The organism is Streptomyces sp. NPDC048275 (assembly GCF_040652275.1).
GTDB lineage: Bacteria > Actinomycetota > Actinomycetes > Streptomycetales > Streptomycetaceae > Streptomyces.
Genome location: NZ_JBEZLR010000074.1, coordinates 1 through 24,373 on the forward strand (window position 1 = coordinate 1; position 24,373 = coordinate 24,373).

At 69.6% G+C, this 24,373-nt stretch carries 17 protein-coding genes and 1 pseudogene; 10 read left to right on the forward strand and 8 right to left on the reverse strand.

Annotated features, from left to right (window positions below; genetic code table 11):
* Positions 1-312: 312 nt before the first annotated feature.
* The 3 genes and pseudogenes from AB0D57_RS33215 to AB0D57_RS33225 all read left to right on the forward strand — a co-directional run.
* Positions 313-735 (forward strand): annotated as a pseudogene (locus AB0D57_RS33215) (DUF1152 domain-containing protein); the annotation flags it as partial.
* Positions 736-887: 152 nt separating this feature from the next.
* On the forward strand, positions 888-1,307 hold the full coding sequence (locus AB0D57_RS33220) for a hypothetical protein (protein WP_362081609.1): 420 nt from the start codon (positions 888-890) through the stop codon (positions 1,305-1,307).
* On the forward strand, positions 1,304-4,321 hold the full coding sequence (locus tag AB0D57_RS33225) for a tetratricopeptide repeat protein (RefSeq protein WP_362081612.1): 3,018 nt from the start codon (positions 1,304-1,306) through the stop codon (positions 4,319-4,321). The genes AB0D57_RS33220 and AB0D57_RS33225 overlap by 4 nt, the downstream gene beginning before the upstream one ends.
* Positions 4,322-4,445: 124 nt before the next feature.
* On the opposite strand, the gene AB0D57_RS33230 is transcribed toward AB0D57_RS33225, so the two are convergent.
* From AB0D57_RS33230 to AB0D57_RS33240, 3 genes are all read right to left on the reverse strand, one after another.
* On the reverse strand, positions 4,446-6,224 hold the full coding sequence (locus AB0D57_RS33230) for an NAD+ synthase (protein ID WP_362081615.1): 1,779 nt from the start codon (positions 6,222-6,224) through the stop codon (positions 4,446-4,448).
* A 176-nt stretch (positions 6,225-6,400) separates the two neighbouring features.
* Entirely contained in the window at positions 6,401-7,024 is a 624-nt protein-coding gene (locus AB0D57_RS33235) for a DUF305 domain-containing protein (protein ID WP_362081705.1), read from the reverse strand.
* Between the two features lie 14 nt (positions 7,025-7,038).
* Complete coding sequence (locus tag AB0D57_RS33240) at positions 7,039-7,704, reverse strand: DUF3105 domain-containing protein (RefSeq protein WP_362081618.1); 666 nt, start codon at positions 7,702-7,704, stop codon at positions 7,039-7,041.
* Between the two features lie 162 nt (positions 7,705-7,866).
* Here AB0D57_RS33240 and AB0D57_RS33245 point away from each other — a divergent pair, with 162 nt between their 5' ends.
* Positions 7,867-8,307 (forward strand): Rrf2 family transcriptional regulator, encoded by a 441-nt coding sequence (locus AB0D57_RS33245; protein WP_362081621.1) that lies wholly within the window; start codon positions 7,867-7,869, stop codon positions 8,305-8,307.
* A 26-nt stretch (positions 8,308-8,333) separates the two neighbouring features.
* On the opposite strand, the gene AB0D57_RS33250 is transcribed toward AB0D57_RS33245, so the two are convergent.
* Positions 8,334-9,518, reverse strand: coding sequence for a globin domain-containing protein (locus AB0D57_RS33250; RefSeq protein WP_362081624.1), 1,185 nt, complete (start codon positions 9,516-9,518; stop codon positions 8,334-8,336).
* 293 nt (positions 9,519-9,811) lie between these two features.
* Here AB0D57_RS33250 and glnA point away from each other — a divergent pair, with 293 nt between their 5' ends.
* Positions 9,812-11,173, forward strand: a complete 1,362-nt coding sequence (gene glnA, locus AB0D57_RS33255; RefSeq protein ID WP_362081627.1) for a type I glutamate--ammonia ligase — start codon at positions 9,812-9,814, stop codon at positions 11,171-11,173.
* Between the two features lie 101 nt (positions 11,174-11,274).
* Here glnA and AB0D57_RS33260 read toward each other — a convergent pair whose 3' ends face one another.
* A complete protein-coding gene (locus AB0D57_RS33260; protein WP_362081630.1) occupies positions 11,275-12,825 on the reverse strand; it encodes a DUF1254 domain-containing protein in 1,551 nt (516 codons plus the stop codon).
* 233 nt (positions 12,826-13,058) lie between these two features.
* Between AB0D57_RS33260 and AB0D57_RS33265 the strand changes: the two genes are divergently transcribed.
* Positions 13,059-16,058 carry a bifunctional [glutamine synthetase] adenylyltransferase/[glutamine synthetase]-adenylyl-L-tyrosine phosphorylase gene (locus AB0D57_RS33265; RefSeq protein WP_362081633.1) on the forward strand — a complete coding sequence of 1,000 codons (3,000 nt, stop codon included), beginning with the start codon at positions 13,059-13,061 and terminating at the stop codon, positions 16,056-16,058.
* Between the two features lie 370 nt (positions 16,059-16,428).
* Here the strand turns inward: AB0D57_RS33265 and AB0D57_RS33270 are convergent, their stop codons facing one another.
* The gene (locus AB0D57_RS33270; protein WP_362081636.1) at positions 16,429-17,343 is read right to left on the reverse strand and encodes a DMT family transporter; all 915 of its coding nucleotides are present in this window, start codon (positions 17,341-17,343) and stop codon (positions 16,429-16,431) included.
* 71 nt (positions 17,344-17,414) lie between these two features.
* On the opposite strand from AB0D57_RS33270, the gene AB0D57_RS33275 reads away from it, so the two are divergent.
* Complete coding sequence (locus AB0D57_RS33275) at positions 17,415-18,335, forward strand: LysR substrate-binding domain-containing protein (protein ID WP_362081639.1); 921 nt, start codon at positions 17,415-17,417, stop codon at positions 18,333-18,335.
* 215 nt (positions 18,336-18,550) lie between these two features.
* Here the strand turns inward: AB0D57_RS33275 and AB0D57_RS33280 are convergent, their stop codons facing one another.
* Entirely contained in the window at positions 18,551-19,411 is an 861-nt protein-coding gene (locus AB0D57_RS33280) for a phosphatase PAP2 family protein (protein WP_362081642.1), read from the reverse strand.
* A 110-nt stretch (positions 19,412-19,521) separates the two neighbouring features.
* Complete coding sequence (locus AB0D57_RS33285; protein ID WP_362081645.1) at positions 19,522-20,556, reverse strand: LacI family DNA-binding transcriptional regulator; 1,035 nt, start codon at positions 20,554-20,556, stop codon at positions 19,522-19,524.
* A gap of 466 nt (positions 20,557-21,022) precedes the next feature.
* Between AB0D57_RS33285 and AB0D57_RS33290 the strand changes: the two genes are divergently transcribed.
* The 3 genes from AB0D57_RS33290 to AB0D57_RS33300 all read left to right on the forward strand — a co-directional run bounded on the left by AB0D57_RS33290 (position 21,023) and on the right by AB0D57_RS33300 (position 24,323).
* Positions 21,023-22,294 carry an extracellular solute-binding protein gene (locus AB0D57_RS33290; protein ID WP_362081648.1) on the forward strand — a complete coding sequence of 424 codons (1,272 nt, stop codon included), beginning with the start codon at positions 21,023-21,025 and terminating at the stop codon, positions 22,292-22,294.
* 99 nt (positions 22,295-22,393) lie between these two features.
* Complete coding sequence (locus tag AB0D57_RS33295; protein ID WP_362081651.1) at positions 22,394-23,398, forward strand: sugar ABC transporter permease; 1,005 nt, start codon at positions 22,394-22,396, stop codon at positions 23,396-23,398.
* Between the two features lie 13 nt (positions 23,399-23,411).
* A complete protein-coding gene (locus AB0D57_RS33300; RefSeq protein ID WP_362081654.1) occupies positions 23,412-24,323 on the forward strand; it encodes an ABC transporter permease subunit in 912 nt (303 codons plus the stop codon).
* The last annotated feature ends 50 nt before the right edge of the window (positions 24,324-24,373 follow it).

Here is a 24,373-nt window from a genome sequence, read left to right on the forward strand (position 1 = left end):
GGCCTGCCCGGCCTCCGCAGCCGCCCTCGCCTTCGCCATTGCTCCCCCTCACGGTTCCGGCCGGAATACCGCGGCACCCCCGAGCCCTCCGATGAGACCGTATGCGCGACCGCCGTACACCCGTGCCCCGATCGCGCGGCCGTCACTCCAACCGGCGATCACGGGTACACGCGTTCGCGTTACCCCGGCTCTGTCGGGCAGCTGTGCGGGCGCTCCGCGCCAGGAACCGGATACGGCGACGCTCCGCGTCGCAGCGCCCGGATGTGATTCCTCCCCGGCGTGAACGCCGGGGCATCCTCGCAAGAAACGGGTGAAGTCCGGGACGCAGGCCTCCCGGTACCGCTCACCGACGACGGCCCCACCGTCCACGAGGCGGACCTGGACGAGGCGCTCAACCGCAACGAGCTCGCCCGCGCCCTCCTCGCCACGGAGACCCTCGCGGAGGCGGAAGCGCACAGCCGCGAAATCTGCGGCTACTCGGAGATCGACAACGAGCGCACAAGGGCCAGTCGGCTCAGCACCCAGCCGGAACAGCGGCTCGACCCGGAAGGCACGCTGCGCCAACTCGACCGGTTCGAGGCGGAAGCCCGCGGCCGCGGAGTCACCCACACGACATTCCGCAGCCTCACCGAGGCCCTCGGCCTCAACGGCAGGCAGCGCTGGGACCTGAGAGCGCTCCTGCTCAGCAGCCGCCCGGCCCAGTACGCGGCCCCCCTCTGGTACATCCCTGCCTGAGCGGCCCGGCTCCCTCGCCGGACGGGCGGCCCACCGTGCATCGATCCGGATGAGCGCGCGGGCTGCTTCTGGCATTTTTGGCCTGCAAGGAGTGTCGTTTCCCTACGCTGGATTTGCGGTACAAGTAGGGCCGCGGGCCAGGGGGTTTGAGGATGAGTGCGGAGATCGTTCAATTTGTGGGGCAGGCGGGCCCGTATCTGACAGCAGCCCTGGGGGCCTATGGCGCAGGGGTGTTGACCCGTTCCGAGAACGCCGCGGTGGAGGCGACCGCGAACGTCGGGCGCCGGATGCTCCAGGCGGTGTGGCGTCGTCGGGACGAGCAGGGGCGCGCCGAGCTGGAGGCGGCTGTCCAGGACGCGGCCGAGGAGACCGGCGATGAGGACGCGGCTGCAGCACTGCGGCAGCAGATCAAGCGTGCGGTACGCGAGGACGCCGAGCTGCTGCGGGAACTGGCCGAGTTGCTGCCCGCGGCCGGTGGGCCGGTGACGGTGACCGCGTCGGGTGAGCGGTCCATCGCCGCCCGGACGATCGGTACTGCGATCACCGGTGACAACGCCACGCTCAGGCCGTGAGCAGTGATCACCCGGCCACGCCGAGTGGGCCACAGGCCTCGGGCCCGCGATCGGTCGCTGCCGGCAGCATCGGGGTAGCGATCACCGGTGATGGCGCCCGGGTGGTGATGCTGCCGCCGGAGGCGGTGCGCTGGGCGCGGGAGGTGAGCGCGCCGCCGGGGGCGGCGAATCTGCCGGGATCGGCGTCCGGGGTGTTCGTGGGCCGGGACCAGGAACTGAAGCGGCTGCGGGGGTTGCTGGCCCGGGAGGGTGAGGCCGCGGTGACTCAAGCCCCGTCCCGGACGCGGGCGATCCACGGGCTGGGCGGGATCGGGAAGAGCTCTCTCGCGCTGCACTATGCCCATGAGTACCGGCGGGACTACACGCTGGTGTGGTGGATCGCTGCTGAGTCCACCGAACAGATCGTCACGAGTCTGGCCGCGCTGGCAGTGAGGCTGTGCCCGCAATGGGCGGGAGCGGTGGGCGTGGAGGAGCGTGCGGCCTGGGCGATCGTCTGGCTGCAATGGCATCCGGGCTGGCTGCTGGTCTTCGACAACGTCGAGGACCCGACGGACCTGCGCCACTACCTCGGCGCCCTGGCGGACGGCCATCACCTGGCCACCAGCCGCAAGGCAACCGGCTGGCACACCATCGCCCCGACCATGGCCTTGGGTCTGATGGACCCGGACGCGTCCGCGGACCTGCTGTGCACACTCGCCCTCGGACAGGGACAGTCACCCACCCCGGAACAGCGCCGTCAGGCCGATGATCTGGCCGCGGAGGTCGGGTATCTGCCGTTGGCGCTGGAGCAGGTGGGGGCCTATCTGTACCAGACAGGCACCGATCTGGGCGTGTACCAGCAGTTGCTGGGACGGGTCCTCGACAGGGCAGCGGACGGCACCGACCCGGAACGCACGATCGCCCGCATCTGGCTCCACACCCTGACCGCGGTCCAAGCCCGTGACCCGCTGGCCGTCAAGTTGCTGCAGACGATCGCATGGCTGGCCCCCGATGACATCCCCCGGACCCTCCTCGCCCCGCTGGCCACCGACCCGATCGCCCTGGGCGACGCGCTGGGCGTGCTGCACGCCTACAACATGATCGCCTTCACCGCCGACCGCCAGGGCATCACCGTGCACCGCCTGGTGCAGATGGTGCTGCGCACCCGCGCCACCGCTGATCCCAGCACCGCCGCCCCGGGCCGGCAGGAGGCCGAACAGGCTCTGAAGCAAGCGGGCCCCGACGCGGACGATGCTGCCACGGAGGCGAACACGCGGTGGGAACGCCTGCTCCCCCATGTCTTCGCCCTCGCCGAATCCACATCGCCGAGCCGCCCCGCCTCGACCCAGGCCGTCGGCATTTACCGCGCTGCCGCCCAATACCTGTTCCGGCAGGGCCGCGATGCCCACTCCATCCCCCTGCACAGAGCCGTCCTCGCGCAGTCCGAGCAGGCGCTGGGTGACACCCACCCTGACACCCTGATCATCCGTAACAGTCTGGCCGGCGCCTACCGAGCGGCGGGGTATCTGGAGCGTGCCATCGCGTTGTACGAGTCCACTCTCGCCCAGCGCGAGCAGGTACTGGGTGACACCCACCCGGACACTCTGATCAGCCGTAACAGCCTGGCCGGCGCCTACGAGGAGGCAGGGGATCTGGAGCGTGCCATCGCGTTGTACGAGTCCACTCTCGCCCAGCGCGAGCAGGTGCTCGGTGACACCCACCCGGACACTCTGATCAGCCGTAACAGCCTGGCCAGCGCCTACGAGGAGGCAGGGGATGTGGAGCGTGCCATCGCGCTGTTCGAGTCCACCCTCGCCCAGCGCGAGCGGAAGTTCGGTGACACCCACCGCTTCACCCTGAACACCCGCAACAACCTCGCCCTCGCCTACCTGACGGCGGGGGATCTGGAGCGCGCCATTCCGCTGTTCGAGTCCACTCTCGCCCAGCGCGAGCGGGTGCTGGGCGACATCCACCCCTCCACCCTGACCAGCCGCAACAACCTCGCCCTTGCCTACAAGGCGGCGGGGGACCTGGAGCGCGCCATCGCGCTGCACGAGTCCACTCTCGCCCAGCGTGAGCAGGTGCTCGGCGACACCCACCCTCGTACGTTGACCAGCCGTATCAACCTGGCCGGCACCTACCGGGCGGCGGGGCATGTGGAGCGTGCCATCGCGTTGTACGAGTCCACTCTCACCCAGTCCGAGCAGGTGCTGGGCGACACCCACCCTGACACCCTGATCATCCGTAACAGTCTGGCCGGCGCCTACCGGGCGGCGGGGCATGTGGAGCGTGCCATCGCGTTGTACGAGTCCACTCTCGCCCAGCGTGAGCGGGTGCTCGGTGACACCCACCCCTCCACCCTGATCAGCCGCAGCAATCTCGCCATTGCCTACGAGGCGGCGGGGGATATGAAGAGGGCCCTCCCGCTGTACGAGTCCACCCTCGCCCAGCGCGAGCAGGTGCTGGGCGACACCCACCCCGACACTCTGATCAGCCGTAACAGCCTGGCCGGCACTTACCTGGCGGCGGGGGATGCGAAGCGTGCCATTCCCCTGTTCGAGGCCACCGTCGCCCATCGCGAGGAGGCGCTGGGCGGCACCCACCCCGACACCCTGATGACCCGTAACAGCCTTGCCCTTGCCTACCGGGCGGCGGGGGATCTGGAGCGTGCCATCGCGCTGTACGAGTCCACTCTCGCCCTGCGCGAGCAGGTGCTGGGCGACACCCACCCCTCCACCCTGATCAGCCGCAGCAATCTCGCCATTGCCTATGAGGAGGCGGGGGATCTGGAGCGCGCCATTCCGCTGTACGAGTCCACTCTCGCCCAGCGCGAGCGGGTGCTCGGTGACACCCACCCCTCCACCCTGACCAGCCGTAACAACCTGGCGGGCGCCTGCCGGGCGGCGGGGGATGTGGAGCGTGCCATCGCGTTGTACGAGTCCACCCTCGCCCTGCGTGAGCGGGTGCTCGGCGGCACCCACCCCGACACCCTCGTCACCCGCAACGACCTCGCCCGAGCTCGCCGGACGGGCTGAAATCCTCAGCCCGTCCGGCGTTCGACGCCGGGGCCGTCCAGGCCGAACGGGGGTCTGGGGGCGGGACCGGACAGGGGCGGCGGGGGCGAAGAACCGCCCCGCACCCCTCCCCGGCCGCCGGAGGCTATGCGTGCTCGCGCCACCGATTCGTGATCGGCAGCCGCCGGTCCTTGCCGAACCCCTTCGCGGAGATCTTGGTGCCCGGCGGATACTGCCGCCGCTTGTACTCCGCCGTATCCACCATCCGCAGCGTCTTCACCACCAGCTCCCGATCGAACCCGGCCGCGACGATCGTGTCGGCCCCCTCGTCCCGGTCCACGTACCGTTCGAGGATCGCGTCCAGGACGGGATAGTCCGGCAGGGAGTCCGTGTCGACCTGGTCGGGGCGGAGCTCCGCGCTCGGGGGCTTGGAGATGGAGTTCTCGGGGATCGGGGGAGTCTGGCCGCGTTCCACGGCCGCCCGGTTGCGCCACTCGGCCAGCCGGAAGATCGACGTCTTGTAGACGTCCTTGATGGGGCCGTACGCGCCCACCGAGTCCCCGTACAGCGTCGAGTACCCCACCGCCAGCTCGGACTTGTTTCCCGGCGCCAGCACGATGTGCCCCTCCTGGTTGGAGATGGCCATCAGTGTCGTGCCGCGCAGACGGGACTGGAGGTTTTCCTCGGCCAGCCCCGTGAGGCCCAGCGAGGACATATACGCGTCGAACATCGGCTCGATCGGCACGGTCCGGAAGTTGAGCCCCGTGCGCCGCGCCAGCTCCGCCGCGTCGCCCTTGGAGTGGTCGGACGAGTACTTCGACGGCATCGAGACGCCGTACACGTTCTGCGCGCCCAGCGCATCGCACGCGAGGGCGGCGACCAGCGCCGAGTCGATGCCCCCGGAGAGTCCGATCAGCACGGACCGGAACCCGTTCTTCGCCGCGTACGCCCGCAGGCCTACGACCAGCGCCGAGTAGACCTCCTCGTCGTCGTCGAGGCGCTCCGCGTACCCTCCGGCGAGCTCCGGCTCGTACGCGGGCAGCGGCTCCTCCGACAGCACCAGCCGCTCGATCCGCAGCCCGTCGTCCACAACGCTTCCATCAGCGACTTCGTCGCGGGCGGTCACCGGCGACACGGCCGCGGCCGGCAGCTCGAGGTCCAGTACCACGCACTCCTCCGCGAACTGCGGCGCCCGCGCCACGACCTCCCCGTCCCGGTCGACCACGATCGAGTCCCCGTCGAAGACGAGCTCGTCCTGGCCGCCGATCATGGCGAGGTAGGCGGTGGTGCAGCCGGCCTCCTGGGCCCGCTTCCTGACCAGCTCGAGCCGGGTGTCGTCCTTTTCGCGCTCGTACGGGGAGGCGTTGATGGAGAGCAGCAGCCCGGCCCCGGCGGAGCGGGCGGCCGGCACGCGTCCGCCGTCCTGCCAAAGGTCCTCACAGATGGCCAGGGCCACATCGACCCCGTGGACCCGCACGATGGGCATGGTGTCGCCGGGCACGAAGTACCGGAACTCGTCGAACACGCCGTAGTTCGGAAGGTGGTGCTTGGCGAAGCGCAGGGCCACCCGCCCTCCGTGCAGCACAGCGGCGGCGTTCCGCGGGGTTCCGGCCGGCTGCCCGTACTTCGGCTGGGCGCTCTCGGACCGGTCGAGGTAGCCGACGATCACCGGCAGCTCCCCGAAGCCCTCGTCGGCCAGCCGTACGGCCAGCGCGCGCAGCGCCGCGCGGGAGGCCTCGACGAAGGACGGCCGCAGGGCCAGGTCCTCGACGGGATACCCGGTCAGCACCATCTCGGGGAACGCCACCAGATGCGCTCCCTGCTCGGCGGAGTGCCGGGTCCAACGGACGATCGCCTCGGCGTTGGCGACAAGATCGCCGACGGTCGAGTCGATCTGATTCAGGGCGAGGCGTAGTTGAGGCACGGATCCAGTGTAATCGTCAGAGCGACACAATGGGGTGTGGGGCGCCCCACGTACGAACGCCCCACACCCCGGACCGGCCCGGCTTGTCAGTGACCGATCAGTGACCGCGACGCGCGCGATACGACTCGACGTACCCGGCGGCGGGCGTACCCACCCCGGCAGCACCTGGCGCGGCCCTACGAACGCGCCCTCGCCCCCCGCTCCTTGAGCATGTCGGCCATCAGGTCGATCTCCGACTGCTGCGCGTTGACCATGCCCTGCGCGAGCCGCTTCTCCACCCCGACCGCGCACTTCTCCACACAGCCCTTGGCCATGTGGATGCCGCCCTGGTGATGGTCGGTCATCAACTGCAGATAGAAGACCTCGGCCTGCTTGCCGCTCAGCGTGGCGAGCTTCTTCAGCTCGGAGTCGGTCGCCATGCCGGGCATCAGCGCGCCGTCCTTGCCGGACGCCATGTCGCCCATGCCCATCCACGTCATGGGCGCGTCCGACGAGACCTTCGGCAGCTCCCACAGGTCGAGCCAGCCGAGCAGCATGCCGCGCTGGTTGGCCTGGGTCTGTGCGACGTCGTACGCGAGCCGCCGCACCTCTTCGTCGTCCGTGCGGTCGCGCACGATGTACGACATCTCGACGGCCTGCTGGTGGTGGACCGCCATGTCCCGGGCGAAGCCCGCGTCCGCGGAGTCGGTGGAGGGCGCCTTCGTCCCCGGGGCGTCGCTCTCGGCGACCGCGTACGTGATCGCCCCGGCGGCGACGAGCACCGCCGCCGTGGCTCCCGCGATCCAGCCCGCCTGTCGCATCTGCTTCATCCGGCTCACTGTGACAGGCCGTTGGTGCAGGCGGCGCCCGGCTCGGGCGTCTGCTTGCCCTGCACGAACTCCGAGAAGAACTTGTCGACGTCGGCGTCGCTCGCGCCCGTCACCGTGCGCTGCTTGCCCCATGCGCTGAGCATGATCGGATCCTGCTGGTCCTGGACGGGGCTCATCAGGGTGTACGGGGTCTTCTTGACCTTCTCCGCGAGCGCCTTCACGTCGGCGTCCGAGGCCTTGCTGTTGTACGTCACCCACACCGCGCCGTGCTCCAGCGAGTGCACGGCGTTCATGTTGTTGATCGCCTTGTCGTAGACGTCGCCGTTGCAGTTCATCCACGCCTGGTTGTGGTCACCGCCGACCGGGGGTTCCATCGGGTACTTCACCGTCTTGGTGACGTGGGTCTGGCTCAGTGTGCCCTTCCACGTCTTCACCCCGTCCGCGCCCGTGACGAACTTCCCCGATGACCCCTTCGAGTCGCTCGCCGTGTCGTTCGCGTCCGACTGCGACTGGACCAGGACGACGCCGCCGATGACGAGGCCGACCACGACGACCGCGCTGGCCGTGATCATGAGGATCCGGCTGCGGCGCTCGCGGGCGCGCTCGGCCTTGCGCATCTCTTCTATGCGCGCCTTGCGCTGCGCGGAACCGGTGTTCTTGGCGGAACCCATGGCGAGTCCTTATGGGGGAATGGGACGGTCGGGTCCGCTGATCGTAGTGGGGAGACAGGGACGTTCGTAGAGAGGGCACAGGAATGGCCGAAGGCGTGACCTTCTTCCCGAGGAACTTTCCGATAATTTGAACTATAGATGCACATTATCTATGCTGTCGGAATGCGGCTCCTGCAGTCCACCGACCTGGCCCTGCGCATCCTGATGCGGCTCGCCGTCGCGGGTGAGACCGACCCCACGACCAAGCGGGTCGCGGCGGACATGAGCGTGCCGTACACGCACGCCGCGAAAGTCGTAGCCGAACTCCAGCACATGGGTCTGCTGGTGGCCCGCCGCGGCCGGGGCGGCGGCCTCGCGCTCACCGAGCCGGGTCGTACGGCGTCGGTGGGCGCGGTCGTACGCGCCTTCGAGGGCGACGGCGACGTCGTCGGCTGTGAGGGCCCCACCCCCTGCCCGCTCAACTCCGCGTGCCGGCTGCGGGGCGCCCTTCGGCGGGCCCAGGAGGCGTTCTTCGCGTCGCTGGACCCGCTGACGGTGCAGGACGTGGTCGCCGCGCCGACCGGCCCGCTGCTGCTGGGGATCTCCAGCGGGCCCCGGTCCTGAGACCGGCCGGCAAATAGGGGGCGGCGTCAGTCCTGCGCGAGCCAGAGGTCGGGCCCGAACACCTCGTAGTGGATGTCGGCGGGAGCCATGCCTTTCAGGATGAGCCCGGCCCGCACCGCCCGCATGAACGGCAGCGGACCGCACAGGTACGCGCGCGTGCCCGCCGCGACGGCCACCTCGGAGAGATCGACCAGGCCCGTGCGGTCGGCCTCCGTGGCGTCCCGCTCGTACCAGAAGTGCACGTCCGCCTCCGGGAGCTTCGCGGCGTACGTCCGGTGCTCGGCGCGCAGAGCGTGGTCGGCGGGGGAGCGGTCGGCGTGCACGACGGTGACCGGGGCCCGGTGCCCGGAGAGGGCGAGCTGCTCCAGCATGGCCATCATCGGGGTCACGCCGATACCGGCGGAGGCGAGCAGCAGCGGCGCGTCCGTGGCCTCGAGCACGAGATCGCCGTACGGGGCGGAGACCTCCAGGAGGCTGCCCTCGTGCACGTGCGCGTGCAGGTGGTTGGAGACCTCGCCGTCGGGAGTCGCGGTGCCGTGGACCCGCTTGACGCCGATCCGGCGCACCGGTGAGCCGGGCGCGGCGGCGAGACTGTACTGGCGTATCTGGCGGGCGCCGTCCGGGAGGGTGACGCGCACGGAGACGTACTGGCCCGCCCGGAAGTCCGGCACCGGCCCGTCGTTCGCGGGGCGCAGCTCGAAGGCGGCGACGTCCGCGGTCTCCTCGACGCGCCGCACGACCTTCCAGGGGCGCCATCCGCCGACGCCCTCGTGGTGCGCGTACAGCCGCTTCTCGATGGCGATGAGGGCGTTCGCCATCAGCCAGTAGACCTCGTCCCAGGCGGCCGCGACCTCGGGCGTGACCGCGTCGCCGAGGACCTCGGCGATGGCGGCGAAGAGGTGCTCGTGCACGAGCGCGTACTGCTCGGGCGCGATGCCCAGCGAGGCGTGCTTGTGGGCGATGCGGTTCAGCATCACGTCGGGGCGGGTGTCCGGCTCCTTCACGAGGTACGTGGCGAAGGCGGCGATCGAGCCGGCCAGGGCCCGGCGCTGGGTGCCGTCGGCCTGGTTGCCGCGGTTGAAGAGGTCGCGCAGCAGCTCGGGGTGGGCGGCGAAGAGCCCGTCGTAGAAGCGTTCGCTGATCTCGTCGATGGCCCCGGCGACGGCGGGGAGGGTGGTGCGCACGGTGGCGGCGGACTGCTCGGACAGCATCGGGGACTCCTCTCGTCCGCGCCGCACACTAGTGAAACTTGCATTTGAGATGCAAATTTAGAGGTGAGGGGAGAGCGTGGGGGTCGCCTGTTACGCATACGCGCTGGAGCAGGCAAGATGGGCGACAGGGCGGGACACCTGCTGTACGCGAGGCGTTCAGGCCGAAGTCGGCCGATCGATCTTGGTCGGCAATGCGCATGAAATGCTGTTGTGGTGGGATGCTCAGGTGCCCGACCGCCTCCCACGGGACGGGAGCAGGCGGCCTGACCAGCAAGGATGGGTGGAAGCGGAAGATGGACAAGCAGCAGGAGTTCGTGCTCCGGACACTGGAGGAGCGCGACATCCGGTTCGTACGCCTGTGGTTCACGGACGTCCTGGGCTTCCTCAAGTCCGTGGCCGTGGCGCCGGCCGAGCTGGAGCAGGCCTTCGACGAGGGCATCGGCTTCGACGGCTCCGCCATCGAGGGCTTCGCCCGGGTCTACGAGTCCGACATGATCGCCAAGCCGGACCCGTCGACCTTCCAGGTCCTGCCGTGGCGCGCGGAGGCCCCCGGCACGGCCCGCATGTTCTGCGACATCCTCATGCCGGACGGCTCCCCGTCCTTCGCGGACCCGCGCTATGTGCTCAAGCGCGCCCTGGCGAAGACCTCCGACCTGGGCTTCACCTTCTACACCCACCCGGAGATCGAGTTCTTCCTGCTGAAGGACCGCCCGCTGGACGGCTCGCGCCCCACCCCCGCCGACAACTCCGGCTACTTCGACCACACCCCGCAGAACGTCGGCATGGACTTCCGCCGCCAGGCGATCACCATGCTGGAGTCGATGGGCATCTCGGTCGAGTTCTCCCACCACGAGGGCGCCCCCGGCCAGCAGGAGATCGACCTCCGCTACGCCGACGCGCTCTCCACGGCGGACAACATCATGACGTTCCGCCTGGTCATGAAGCAGGTGGCGCTGGAGCAGGGCGTCCAGGCGACGTTCATGCCGAAGCCGTTCAGTGAGCACCCCGGCTCGGGCATGCACACGCACCTGTCGTTGTTCGAGGGCGACAGGAACGCCTTCTACGAGTCCGGCTCCGAATACCAGCTCTCCAAGGTCGGCCGCTCCTTCATCGCGGGCCTGCTCAAGCACGCGGCGGAGATCTCCGCCGTCACCAACCAGTGGGTCAACTCCTACAAGCGCATCTGGGGCGGCTCGGAGCGCACCGCGGGCGCCGGCGGCGAGGCCCCCTCGTACATCTGCTGGGGCCACAACAACCGCTCCGCCCTCGTCCGCGTCCCGATGTACAAGCCCGGCAAGACCGGCTCGGCGCGGGTCGAGGTCCGCTCCCTCGACTCCGGCGCGAACCCGTACCTGGCGTACGCGCTGTTGCTGGCGGCGGGCCTGAAGGGCATCGAAGAGGGCTACGAGCTTCCGCCGGGCGCCGACGACGACGTCTGGGCCCTCTCCGACGCCGAGCGCCGCGCGATGGGCATCGAGCCCCTGCCCCAGAACCTGGGCGAGGCCCTCACCCTCATGGAGCGCAGCGAACTCGTCGCCGAGACGCTCGGCGAGCACGTCTTCGACTTCTTCCTGCGCAACAAGCGCCAGGAGTGGGAGGAGTACCGCTCCGAGGTGACGGCCTTCGAGCTGCGGAAGAACCTGCCGGTGCTGTAAGCGCAGGTCAAGGTGGGTATCTCGCTGAAACGACACGCTCGCTGAAACGACACGTAGGGCCGACGGTGACCGACCGTCGGCCCTACGGCGTCTTTGACCCGTCAGTCGATGCGGGTGAGCGGAGGGCATTCCCATACCGCGTCCACGACCTCGCGGTGCGGCCGGTACATGCGCAGGATCACGAACCAGGCGCCGCTTTCGGGCGTGGGCAGCCAGTTGGACTCGCGGTCCTCTCCCGGTGATGTGGACTGCAGATGGACCGTCAGACCGTTGTCAGGGTCCATGACGAGCCCGGGCGTGCGGTCCCCGACCGAGTAGCGGCCGGCCGGGTTGGGGATCAGGTTCATGTCCTCGCCGTACGCGGTCAGGGACCAGAAGGCATCGACGGGCGGCATCGCGCCCGCGCCGAAGCGCAGTTCGTACCGGCCGGACGACAGCTTGTTCCCGTCCGCGTCGTCGTAGTTGAGCAGATAGACCGCCTCGTCGGGATCGTTGGCCATGATGCCCGCCAGCGACTGGTCGGCAGCGCGCTTGAGGAAGTCGTCGCCGAAGCGGCCCATCTGCGGTGGCGGATAACGCCAGCCGTTCACCACATGTGCCCACTCACCGCTGAGCATCTGCTGCTTGAGCATCGGCATACCGACAGCCGCGGCCCGGATGAGGTTCTGCTTGACCTGCTCCGGCTGGGCCTCGACATCGAGACCGGGACCGATGCCGACCTCGGCGAACTGCTTGAGCAGGATCGCGTGGTGCTCCGGTGGCGGGTTCTCGGCCAGCATGGCGTTGAGCGTCTTCCAGGGGCCGAGTGGATCCTGCGCGGGCTCCACCGGCGTCAGCACCTCGCGGCTCGCCGGGAGCTGCGCCAGTCCCCCGCCGTCTTTGCCGAAGACGCTGAGCGGAGTGAGCCGGTACTGGGCTTGGAGCGCCTGTACGTTCGGCACATCGGCCTCGCCGTCGACGAGCGTCCTGCCGAGGATCAGGATCCACGGGCTCGGCGCGGTCGCGACGCGGAGCACACCATCGGGAAGCGTCCCGTTCCAGTCCGGACCGACGATCGCGAAATGGCCGGCCTGCGATCCCGTGGAGCGCTGACCTATGTAGTCGAAGTTGTCGGAGGTGATGCCCATCAGCTCGAAGCAGAAGTAGCGATCACCCATGTCCGGGTGCGTGAGGATGACCGGCTCGCTCCGCAGGTCCACCCACGCGGTCGAGTACAGGGTGTCGTTGTTCGGGCATCCGCCGTCCCGGTACGAGGCGTCCAGCAGCCGCTGCGCGTGCCAGAAGTGGTTGACCGCGGCGAACGGCACCGTCGCCGGGTCACGCGCCTGAGTCACCCACTGGTGACGCAGCCGGGCGTTGTAGATGTACGGAAAACCGTAGACGAACGCCTGCTCACCCAGCGTGTAGGCGTACTCCCCACGCCAGTCGCGCACCCGTCCGGTCAGGATGGGGGTCACCGCCTGCCGGACCAGCGGCAGCGCCTGAGGCAGATGCCGGAACCGGTCCACCATGGCCTGGGGGTGCCGTACGGCCTCCGCCGCGGCCCGGCCTGCGGCGGATGCGGCGCTCGCTGCCCGGTTGATGGTGGCTGTGACGCCTACGGCATCGTCCTGCGTCCGCCGAAGCGGACGGTGACGCGCGGACTCGGACATGATCATGTCCCTTCCCCTTGCGAACCCCCCGTACGAACACCCCGTGGGAACACCCCGTGCGAAAGCTCTTTGCACCACTTCTCACCATAGGACTCATCCGGAGGAGCGCCAACGCGGACGAGATCCGGTGGCCCCGTACACCGGAGGAACTCATCGCTCCCTGCCCCGGCGCTTCCCGCAGGCAGTCCGGTTACGCTCAAGGTCGTAGGACCTTGATCCGACAGGAGGCCGGGATGACGGCGGTGCCGGGGCGCAGGAGCACTACCTTCACGCGGCTGCTGCGGCACGGATTCACCGATTCGTCGGCCGCCGAGCGGCTCCTGGAGAGCGCCGAGCTGGCACCCGTACGGTCCGACCCGGTGCTCCTCGACGCGCTGGGCGCGACCGCCGACCCGGATCTGGCGCTGCTCGGACTGGTCCGGCTCGTCGAGGCGCAGGACGGCCACACGGACCGACGGGAACTGCTCGACACGCTGATCGCGGCGAAGCCGCTGCGCGACCGGCTGCTCGGGGTGCTCGGCGCCTCCGCCGCGCTCGCCGACCACCTCGCCCGCCACCCGCGCGACTGGCAGGCGCTCGTGACGTACGAGCCGCGGGACCTGCACCCCGGGGTGGAGGAGTTCGAGCGGGGGCTGGCCGAGGCGTCCGACCCCGTCTCGCTGCGCGTCGCCTACCGGCGCTGCCTGCTGTCCATCGCCGCGCGCGATGTCTGCGGCACCATCGACCTCGCCCAGACCGCCGCCGAGCTCGCCGACCTCGCCACCGCGACCCTGCGCGCCGCGCTGGCCATCGCCAGGACCGCCGCGCCCGACGACGCCGTGCTGTGCCGACTCGCGGTGATCGCGATGGGCAAGTGCGGGGGACATGAGCTGAATTACGTGTCCGACGTCGATGTGATCTTTGTGGGGGAGGCCGTGGACGGGGCTGACGAGCGTAAGGCTCTTCAGGCCGCCACCCGGCTGGCCTCCCACATGATGCGGATCTGCTCCGAGACGACCGTCGAGGGCAGCATCTGGCCCGTCGACGCGAACCTGCGGCCCGAGGGACGCAACGGCCCGCTCGTGCGGACGCTGAGCAGCCACCTCGCGTACTACCAGCGGTGGGCCAAGACCTGGGAGTTCCAGGCGCTGCTCAAGGCGCGGCCGGTGGCCGGGGACCTCGCACTCGGCGCGGAGTACGTCGACACGCTCGCGCCGCTCGTCTGGCACGCCGCCGAGCGGGAGAACTTCGTCGCCGATGTGCAGAAGATGCGGCGCAGGGTGGTGGAGAACATCCCCGTCGCCGAGATCGAGCGTGAGCTGAAGCTCGGGCCGGGGGGACTGCGGGACGTCGAATTCGCCGTGCAGCTGCTCCAGTTGGTGCACGGGCGGGCCGATCTGTCACTCAGGAGCGGTACGACCCTGGACGCGCTGGCCGCGCTGGCCGCCGGCGGGTATGTGGGGCGTGCCGACGCCGTGCAACTCGACGACGCGTACCGGTTCCTGCGGACCATGGAGCATCGCATTCAGCTCTACCGGCTGCGGCGGACCCATCTCGTGCCGGAGAGCGACGCCGATCAGCGGCGCCTCGGGCGGTCGCTCGGGCTGCGCACCGACCCGGTCGGCGAACTGAACCGTGAGTGGAAGCGGCACGCGGCCGTCGTACGGCGACTGCACGAGAAGCTCTTCTACCGGCCGCTGCTCGACGCCGTGGCCCAACTCGCGCCCGGCGAGACCCGGTTGAGCCCCGACGCGGCCCGGGAGCGGCTTGTCGCGCTCGGCTACCACGATCCGGCCGCGGCGTTGCGGCACCTGGAGGCGCTGGCGTCCGGCGTCTCGCGCAAGGCGGCGATCCAGCGGACACTGCTGCCGGTGCTGCTCGGGTGGTTCGCCGACTCGGCCGACCCCGACGCGGGGCTGCTCAACTTCCGCAAGGTCTCGGACGCGTTGGGCAAGACCCCCTGGTATCTGCGACTGCTGCGGGACGAGGGAGCGGCGGCCGAGAACCTCGCGCGCGTGCTGTCCGCCGGGCGGCTCGCTCCCGATCTGCTCATGCGCGCTCCGGAGGCGGTGGCGCTGCTCGGTGAGGGGGACGGCGGCGGGCTCGAGCCGCGCAGCCGGGCGCACCTGGAGCAGGAGATCATCGCCGCGGTGGGGCGGGCCGAGAACGGTGAGCAGGCGGTCACGGCCGCGCGTGGCGTGCGGCGGCGGGAGTTGTTCCGTACGGCCGCGGCGGACATCGTCGCCTCCTACGGCACCGAGGAGACGCCCGCCGTCGCGGACCAGGGCGCGCTCGTGGACCAGGTCGGCGGCGCGGTGTCCGACCTCAACGCGGCGACGCTCGCGGGCACGTTGCGGGCCGTGGTGCGGGACCGCTGGGGGGACACGCTGCCCACCCGGTTCGCGGTGATCGGGATGGGGCGGTTCGGGGGCCACGAACTCGGTTACGGGTCCGACGCGGATGTGCTCTTCGTGCATGAGCCCAGGGACGGGGTGGACGAGCAGGAGGCGTCTCGGGCCGCCAACACCGTTGTTTCGGAGATGCGGCGGCTGCTTCAGGTGCCGAGTGCGGATCCGCCGTTGCTGATCGACGCGGATCTGCGGCCCGAGGGGAAGACCGGGCCGCTCGTGCGGACACTCAACTCCTATGAGGCGTACTACCGGCGGTGGTCGCTGGTGTGGGAGTCGCAGGCCTTGCTGCGGGCCGAAGTCGTCGCGGGGGACGAGGACTTGGGGCGGCGATTCATCGAGCTGATCGATCCGTTGCGGTATCCGGCGGAGGGGCTGGGCGAGGACGCGGTGCGGGAGATTCGCCGCTTGAAGGCGCGGATGGAGTCGGAGCGCATGCCGCGCGGAGCCGATCCGACACTGCACACCAAGCTGGGTCGGGGCGGGCTGTCCGACGTGGAGTGGACGGTGCAGTTGTTCCAGTTGCGGCACGGGTGGGAGGAGCCGGGGCTGCGGACGACGCGGACGCGGGAGGCGCTCGCCGCGGCCTGTGCCGCCGGGCTCGTCTCCGGCGAGGACGCGGCGATCCTCGACGAGGCGTGGGTGCTGGCGACTCGGGTGCGCAACGCGGTGATGCTGGTGCGGGGGCGGGCGGGGGACACGTTTCCGTCCGCCGGGCGTGAACTGGCCGCTGTGGGGCGGTACTTGGGGTACGGGCCGGGACACGTGGGCGACATGCTCGATGACTATCGGCGTACCACGAGGCGGGCTCGGGCCCTGGTGGAGGAGTTGTTCTACGGGGCGTGAGCCCTCCGGGCGTCCGCGGTGCGGTCGGCGGGTCGGGGCCGTGCCGGTACGTCGAGCCCGTCGCCGCCGGATCAGACGTGGGCCGGGCAAGCGAGCCGCTGCTCGATCCGAACGTAAGCGACGGGCTTGCGACATACCGGCACGGCCCCTAGGGCCTGTCCGGCGGATCAGGTCGCAGGGAAGCAACGGCGCCTGATAGCCCAGGTGAGCGGGGTCTGGTGCGTCCAGCTGCAAGGCGGAGGAGGGCGACGACGCGATGGGGGTCCCCCCGCTCGAGCGAAGCCGAGAGTGGGGGAGTCGGCAACCGACGACAACGCCGCAGATGGGCGCACCAGACCCCGCGTCTGCGACCTGATCCGCCGGACAGGCCCTAGGGCCGGAGGGCGGGTGCGGGTGGGTTGGGGGTGGTTGTGTCCGCTGCCCGCTTTCTGCGGGACATCGCCACCCCGGCCAGGACCACCGCCATGCCGGCGATCACCCGGGGGCCGATCCTCTCGTCCAGTACCAGTGCGCCCAGTGCGACGGATACGACGGGGAGCAGATAGCCGACCGTGGCCGCGCTGGTGGGGCCCTCGTCGGCGATCATGCGGTAGTTGAGGTAGAAGGTGACGCCCGTGGCGAGGACGCCGAGGGCGACGACGGCGAGCAGGGCCGTGGCGTCGGGGTGGCTGGGGGCGGCCGTGGGGAGGGCCAGCGTGCTCCAGGCCGTGGCGGTGAGGAGTTGGGCGGCCGATAGGGCGAGGGGCGCGCCGTGGGGGGTGAGGTGGCGGGCCATGTACGCGAAGGCGATCGCGTAGCTCGCCGCGGCGGCCAGGATGGCCAGTGAGCCCAGGCCGACCAACCCCTCGCGCTGCCACGGGGCGAAGATCAGCACGACGCCGGCGAACCCCAGGAGCAGGCCGGTCAGCCGGAACGGTTGGAACGCGCGGTCCGTGCCCAGGAGGGCGCCGAGAAGGAGAGACCACAAGGGGGTGGTCGCGTTGAGGACGCCCGCGATGCCCGAGTCGACCGTCTGCTCGCCCACGGCGAAGAGGACGAAGGGGATGGCGTTGCAGAAGAGGGCCGCGACGGCGAGGTGGCCCCAGAGGCGGCGGGAGCGGGGAAGCCGCTGGCCCGCCGAGCGCGCCAGGAGCAGCAGGACCGCCGTGCCCAGGGCGCAGCGCGTGACCGTGATGTACGCGGGGGACAGGCCGTGGTTCAGGGCCAGTTTGATCCAGAGGAAGCCCGAGCCCCACAGGAGTGCCAGGACGGCCATGCGGAGGGGGCCGGTGAGTGGATGCGGCATGCGTCTACGGTCCCGGACAGCTGGTTTGAGGACAAGCGAAAGGTTTTGCATGCACTGTTAAGGTGAGCTACATGCTTGATGTGCGGCGTATGCAGGTGCTCAGGGCTGTGGTGAGCAGCGGGTCGGTGACGGCCGCCGCGGCGGATCTGGGGTACACGCCGTCCGCCGTCAGTCAGCAGATCGCCGTACTGGAGAAGCAGGCGGGGACCGAGCTGCTGGAGCGGGTCGGGCGCGGGGTGCGGCCGACCGCCGCGGGGCTGCTGCTCACCGAGTACGCGGATGTCATCGGGCGGCAGGTCGCGGAGGCGGAGACCGCCCTCGCGGATCTGCGGGCGGGGCGGACGGGACGGCTCGCGGTGCGCTACTTCGCCACGGCCGGGGCCTCGCTGGTGGCTCCCGCCATCGCCCGGTTTCGCGGTGAACATCCTGGCGTACGGGTCGAGCTGAAGCTGATCGATCCGCAGGATCCGCTGCCCGACGTCAAGGAGGGGCGGGCCGACCTCGCGCTCGTGGTGCGGTCCGGCGGTTCGGGTGGTTCGGGTCCCGAGGGCGTACGGCTGGTGCATCTGCTCGATGATCCGTACCGGGCCGTGCTGCCCAGGGGGCACCGGCTCGCCGGGAAGCGGATGCTCGACCTCGCCGACCTCGCGGCCGAGCCGTGGGTAGGGAGCGAATGGCCGGGGCCCTGCCTCGCCGCCCAGCTCGACGCCTGTGCGGCCGCCGGGTTCAGCCCCGACTTCGTGGTGCAGAGCGAGGACTACGTCACGGCTCAGGGGTTCGTGGCGGCGGGGCTCGGGGTGAGTCTGATCCCTTGGCTCGGACTGGGGGGACGGCATCCGGACGTCGTCATCCGGAAGGTGCGCGCGCCCGAGCCGGTGCGGGCCATCTACGCGGCGGTGCGGGCTACGGTCTCGCCCGGGCGTGCGCTGGACGGGCTGCTGGACGCGCTCCGGGAAGCCGCCCGGAAAGGCCCTGGCCGCATTGACCCTTAGGGCCTGTCGTTTGGATCACGCCGCGGACGCGGGGTCTGGCACGCGCATCTGCGGCGTTGTCGTCGGTTGCCGATGCTCCGCATCGACGCCCTCCTCCGCCTTGCAGCCGCACGCACCAGACCCCGCTCACCGGCGCCGACAAGGCATCGTCGATTCCCCGCGACCTGATCCAAACGACAGGCCCTAGCCGCCGCCACGGGATCCATCCCCGTCGCTCAGGCCTGCGCGGGCAACAAGGGCGCCCCCCGCGTCCCCGGTACCCAGCGCGGCAGCGCGTACGGCAGCGCCCCGTACCAGAGCCGTGCCACCGTGAACCCGAAGGCCAGGCACAGCATGCCGCCGACCGCGTCCAGCCAGAAGTGGTTGGCCGTGGCGACGATGACGATCAAGGTGGCCGTCGGGTAGAGGAGGCCGAGGATGCGGGCCCAGGGCGCCGAGGCCAGGGCGAAGATGGTCAGGCCGCACCACAGGGACCAGCCGATGTGCATCGACGGCATCGCGGCGTACTGGTTCGACATGTGCTTCAGGTCGCCGGAGGCCATGGAACCCCAGGTCTGGTGGACCAGCACCGTGTCGACGAAGTCGCCGCCGTTCATCAGGCGGGGCGGGGCGAGCGGGAAGAAGTAGTAGCCGAGGAGCGCCACCACGGTGGTGGCGAAGAGGGAGAGACGGGTCGCCGCGTAGCGGCCGGGGTGGCTGCGGTACAGCCACACCAGAACCCCCAGTGTCACCACGAAGTGCAGCGTCGCGTAGTAGTAGTTCATGCCGACGATCAGCCATGTCACCGAGTTCACGGCGTGGTTGACCGACTCCTCGACGGCGATCCCCAGATGGTGCTCCACGCGCCAGATCCAGTCGGCGTTGCGCAGCGCCTCGTGCTTCTGCTCCGGCACGGCGTTCCGGATCAGCGAGTACGTCCAGTAACTCACCGCGATGAGCAGGATCTCGAACCAGAAGCGGGGGCGACGCGGGGTCCGCAACCGGTGCAAAGGTCCTTTCCCCGCGGTTTCCTCCGCGACGGAGTGTGGAGCGGCCTGCTCTCGGCCTTCCAGTGTCGTCACGGTTGTCTCACCCATAGGCACAAAGTCTGCCAGAAAAGCCGTACCCGTCCGATCATCCCTTGGTCGGGTTCTGGTCGCATGTTCTACGCCGGGAGGAGTCCTACGAGGAACGCATCTGCTCCTCCTCAAGGACGATTCCGCTCCCCAGGGGCCGAAGCGGTCGAACCGCGCACCACCAGCTCCGGCATGAACACGAACTCGCTGTGCGGCGCCGGAGTTCCGCCGATCTCCTCCAGCAACGTGCGTACCGCGGCCTGCCCCATGGCGGGGACCGGCTTGCGGATCGTCGTGAGGGGCGGATCGGTGAAGGCGATGAGCGGCGAATCGTCGAAGCCCACGACCGATATGTCCTTCGGAACGTCCAGGCCGCGCTGCCGCGCCGCCCGTATCGCGCCCAGGGCCATCATGTCGCTCGCGCAGACGACCGCCGTGCAGTCACGGTCCATGAGGGCGGTGGCCGCGGCCTGACCGCCCTCCAGGGTGTACAGCGAGTGCTGGACCAGCCGTTCCTCGATGTCGGCGGGGCCCAGGCCCAACTGTTCCTGCATCGTGCGGACGAAGCCCTCGATCTTGCGCTGCACGGGCACGAACCGCTTGGGACCCAGGGCGAGTCCGATATGGGTGTGCCCCAGCGAGACGAGGTGCGTGACGGCCAGGGCCATCGCCGCGCGGTCGTCCGGCGAGATGAACGGCGCCTGTACCTTCGGCGAGAAACCGTCGACCAGGACGAACGGGACACCCTGGGCGCGCAACTGCTCGTAGCGCTGCATGTCCGCCGAGGTGTCGGCGTGCAGGCCCGAGACGAAGATGATGCCGGCGACGCCCCGGTCCACCAGCATCTCCGTCAGCTCGTCCTCGGTGGAGCCGCCCGGGGTCTGGGTCGCGAGGACCGGTGTGTAGCCCTGCCGCGTCAGCGCCTGGCCGATGACCTGCGCAAGGGCGGGAAATATCGGGTTCTCCAGCTCCGGCGTGATCAGGCCCACCAGGCCCTCGCTGCGCTGCCGCAGACGTACGGGGCGCTCGTAGCCCAGGACGTCGAGCGCGGCCAGGACGGTCTGGCGGGTGGTCGCGGCGACGCCCGGCTTCCCGTTCAGGACGCGGCTGACAGTCGCCTCACTGACCCCCGCCTGGGCTGCGATGTCGGCAAGCCGTGTGGTCACAGGATTGGACTGTACCGGCCGGGTCTCACCTTGCCCACCAACCAGACGCCGTGTGCGGGCGGTTGAACGGCCCGCTCCGGGCTGCTGCGTCATCGCGCTCCCTCGTGTAGTGGTCGGCTCGGCGTCCCGGGCGTGCGCCGCGGGAAGGGGTGGCTCCTGCAAGGCGCTGACGGACGATGATCCCCGTACCCGGCAGATGTGGCAAGAGCTTGCAGAGTCTTGCACAGGGGGTCCCATGTCTGCTGAGCGGCCTTGTGCAAGGGTTCTGGGACCGCTGGACAGAGGTCACGGACACGTAACTCTCGGCAGTCCTTGCACTTTTTTGCTGCAAGGTCTTTCGTGGCGCTTACATCGCTGTTACGTTCACGTCGCCCGGCGGACGCAACGGCGCAGTCGGCAAGTCGGCAAGGGGAGCGGGCGGGACCGCTGCCTCAACCACTCGGGCTTTCACCCTCAAGGAGATCTCATGCGGCGTGGCATAGCGGCCACCGCGCTGGTGGCGTCCATCGCCCTCGCGGCGACGGCCTGCGGCGGCAGTGACAGCGGCAGCGACAAGTCGGACGGCCCCACCACCATCACCTGGTGGGACACCTCCAACGCCACCAATGAGGCGCCGACGTACCAGGCCTTGATCAAGTCCTTCGAGAAGGCCAACCCCGACGTCAAGGTCAAGTACGTCAACGTCCCCTTCGACCAGGCGCAGAACAAGTTCGACACGGCCGCCGGTGCCAGCGGCGCCCCGGACGTCCTGCGCTCCGAGGTCGGCTGGACCCCGGCGTTCGCCAAGAAGGGCTACTTCCTGCCGCTGGACGGCACCGAGGCCCTCGCGGACGAGAGCAAGTTCCAGCCCAGCCTGATCGAGCAGGCCAAGTACGACGGCAAGACGTACGGTGTGCCGCTGGTCACCGACACGCTCGCGCTCGTCTACAACAAGGAGATCTTCGAGAAGGCCGGCGTCGAGGCCCCCACCACCTGGGCCGAGCTCAAGACCGCCGCCGCCACGATCAAGAAGAAGACGGGCGTCGACGGCTACTGGGGCTCGACCCAGGCGTACTACGCGCAGTCCTTCCTCTACGGCGAGGGCACCGACACCGTCGACGCCGACGCCAAGAAGATCACCGTCAACTCGGCCGCCGCGGTCAAGGGCTACGAGACCTGGGAAGGGCTGTTCGACGGCAGCGGCCTGCACAAGGCCGACACCACCGTCGACGCGTACGCCCACATCCAGGAGGCGTTCGTCAGCGGCAAGGTCGCCTCGATCATCCAGGGCCCGTGGGAGATCACGAACTTCTACAAGGGCTCGGCCTTCAAGGACAAGGCCAACCTCGGCATCGTCAGCGTCCCGGCCGGCTCCACCGGCAAGGCGGGCGCCCCGACCGGCGGCCACAACCTGTCCGTCTACGCGGGCTCGGACAAGGCCCACCAGGAAGCGTCGCTGAAGTTCCTGAAGTTCATGACCTCGGCGGCCTCCCAGGAGACGATCGCCCTCAAGAACTCCACCCTGCCGACCCGCGACGACGCCTACACCGCAGAGGTCAAGGCCGACCCGGGCATCGCCGGCTACCAGACGGTGCTCGCCAACGCCCAGCCGCGCCCGGCGCTGCCCGAGTACAGCTCGCTGTGGGGCCCGCTCGACACCGAGCTGAACAAGGTCGCCGCCGGCAACGAATCGCTGGACAAGGGCCTGAGCGCCGCGGAGACCGCGATCGCCAAACTGGTCCCCGACTTCAGCAAGTGACCCCGTGTGGCCGCCGGATCTGCCTGAATTGGGGGGACAGATCCGGCGGCCATCGGCCTGCGTGCGCCCAACCCCTGATCTTCCAGAAGGTGTCGAACCATGACAGTCGTCATCGACCGCGCGACCGGTAAGCGCCGTGGTGACCGAGGGCCGCGCCCCGGGCCGCTCCAGCGTCTCAAGCACGGGTACCAGAAGTACTGGTACGCGTACGCGATGATCGCTCCGGTGGTCCTCGTGCTCGGCGCGCTGGTGCTCTACCCGCTGGTGCGGGGCATCTACCTGACGTTCACGGACGCCAACAGCCTCAACTCGGCCCGCCAGATCGGCGTCAACCACATCGACGCCACCTACAAGTTCATCGGCCTGGACAACTACGCCGACATCCTGTGGGGCCCGACCTCGTACGACCGCTTCTGGTCGCACTTCATCTGGACGATCGTGTGGACGGCCCTGTGCGTCCTGCTCCACTACGCCATCGGTCTCGGTCTCGCCCTGCTGCTCAACCAGAAGCTGCGCGGCCGCACCTTCTACCGGCTCATCCTGGTCCTGCCATGGGCCGTACCCACCTTCGTCACCGTCTTCGGCTGGCGCTTCATGCTCGCCGACTCCGGCATCATCAACTCCGCCCTCGACGCGCTGCATCTGCCGTCGCCGCTGTGGCTGGAGGACTCCTTCTGGCAGCGCACATCCGCCATCATGGTCAACACCTGGTGCGGTGTGCCCTTCATGATGGTCTCGCTGCTCGGCGGTCTGCAGTCCATCGACTCGACTCTGTACGAGGCCTCGGAGATGGACGGCGCCAACGCCTGGCAGCGCTTCAGGCACGTGACGCTGCCGGGACTGAGGCCCGTCAGCTCCACCGTCGTACTCCTCGGCGTCATCTGGACCTTCAACCAGTTCGCCGTCATCTTCCTGCTCTTCGGTGACACCGCCCCCGACGCCCAGATCCTCGTCACCTGGGCCTACTACCTGGGCTTCGGTCAACAGCCGCGCGACTACGCGCAATCGGCCGCCTACGGCGTCCTGTTGCTGTCCATCCTGATCGTCTTCACCTCCGTCTACCGACGCTGGCTGGCCCGCAATGAGCAGCAGCTCGCGAACTGAGGCAGGAGTCCCCATGAGCACCACACTTCAGAACTCCGCTCCGGCGGAACGGATCCCCACGGACGACGCCCTGCCGCCCCGCAAGTCGCGCCGGCGCGGAGAGAACAGCCTCGCCGGGTCGATCACCTCGCACGGCATCCTGATCGTCGCCAGCCTCGTCGCGCTCTTCCCGATCGCCTGGCTGGTCTATCTGTCCCTCGGCCCGGACAAGGACGACTATCTGCACCCCGGGCGCATCTTCGGCAAGATGACGCTCGACAACTACACGTTCGTACTCCAGCACACGCAGTTCTTCGACTGGCTGTGGAGCACGCTCGTCGTGTCGCTCGGCACCACCTTCATCGGTGTGCTGGTCGCCGCCACCACCGGCTACGCGGTCTCCCGCATGCGCTTCCCCGGCTACAAGAAGTTCATGTGGGTGCTGCTCGTCACCCAGATGTTCCCGGTCGCCGTACTGATGGTGCCGATGTACGAGATCCTTTCGGAACTCCAGCTCATCGACAACTACTTCGGACTGATCCTCGTCTACTGCTCGACCGCAGTGCCGTACTGCGCCTGGCTGCTCAAGGGCTACTTCGACACGATCCCCTTCGAGATCGACGAGGCGGGACGCGTCGACGGACTGAGCCCCTTCGGCACCTTCGCGCGACTGATCCTGCCGCTCGCCAAGCCGGGCCTGGCGGTCGCCGGCTTCTACAGCTTCATCACCGCGTTCGGCGAGGTCGCCTTCGCCTCGACGTTCATGCTGTCCGACACGAAGTACACCTTCGCCGTCGGCCTGCAGAGCTTCGTCAGCGAGCACGACGCGCAGCGCAACCTCATGGCCGCCACCGCCGTGCTGGTCGCGATACCCGTCTCCGCGTTCTTCTACCTTGTACAGAAGAACCTGGTGGCCGGCCTCACCGCGGGCGGCACCAAGGGCTGACGCCCGCCCAGAGACTCCCGCGCGACGCCGTCGCGCGGGTGGCGGCCGCG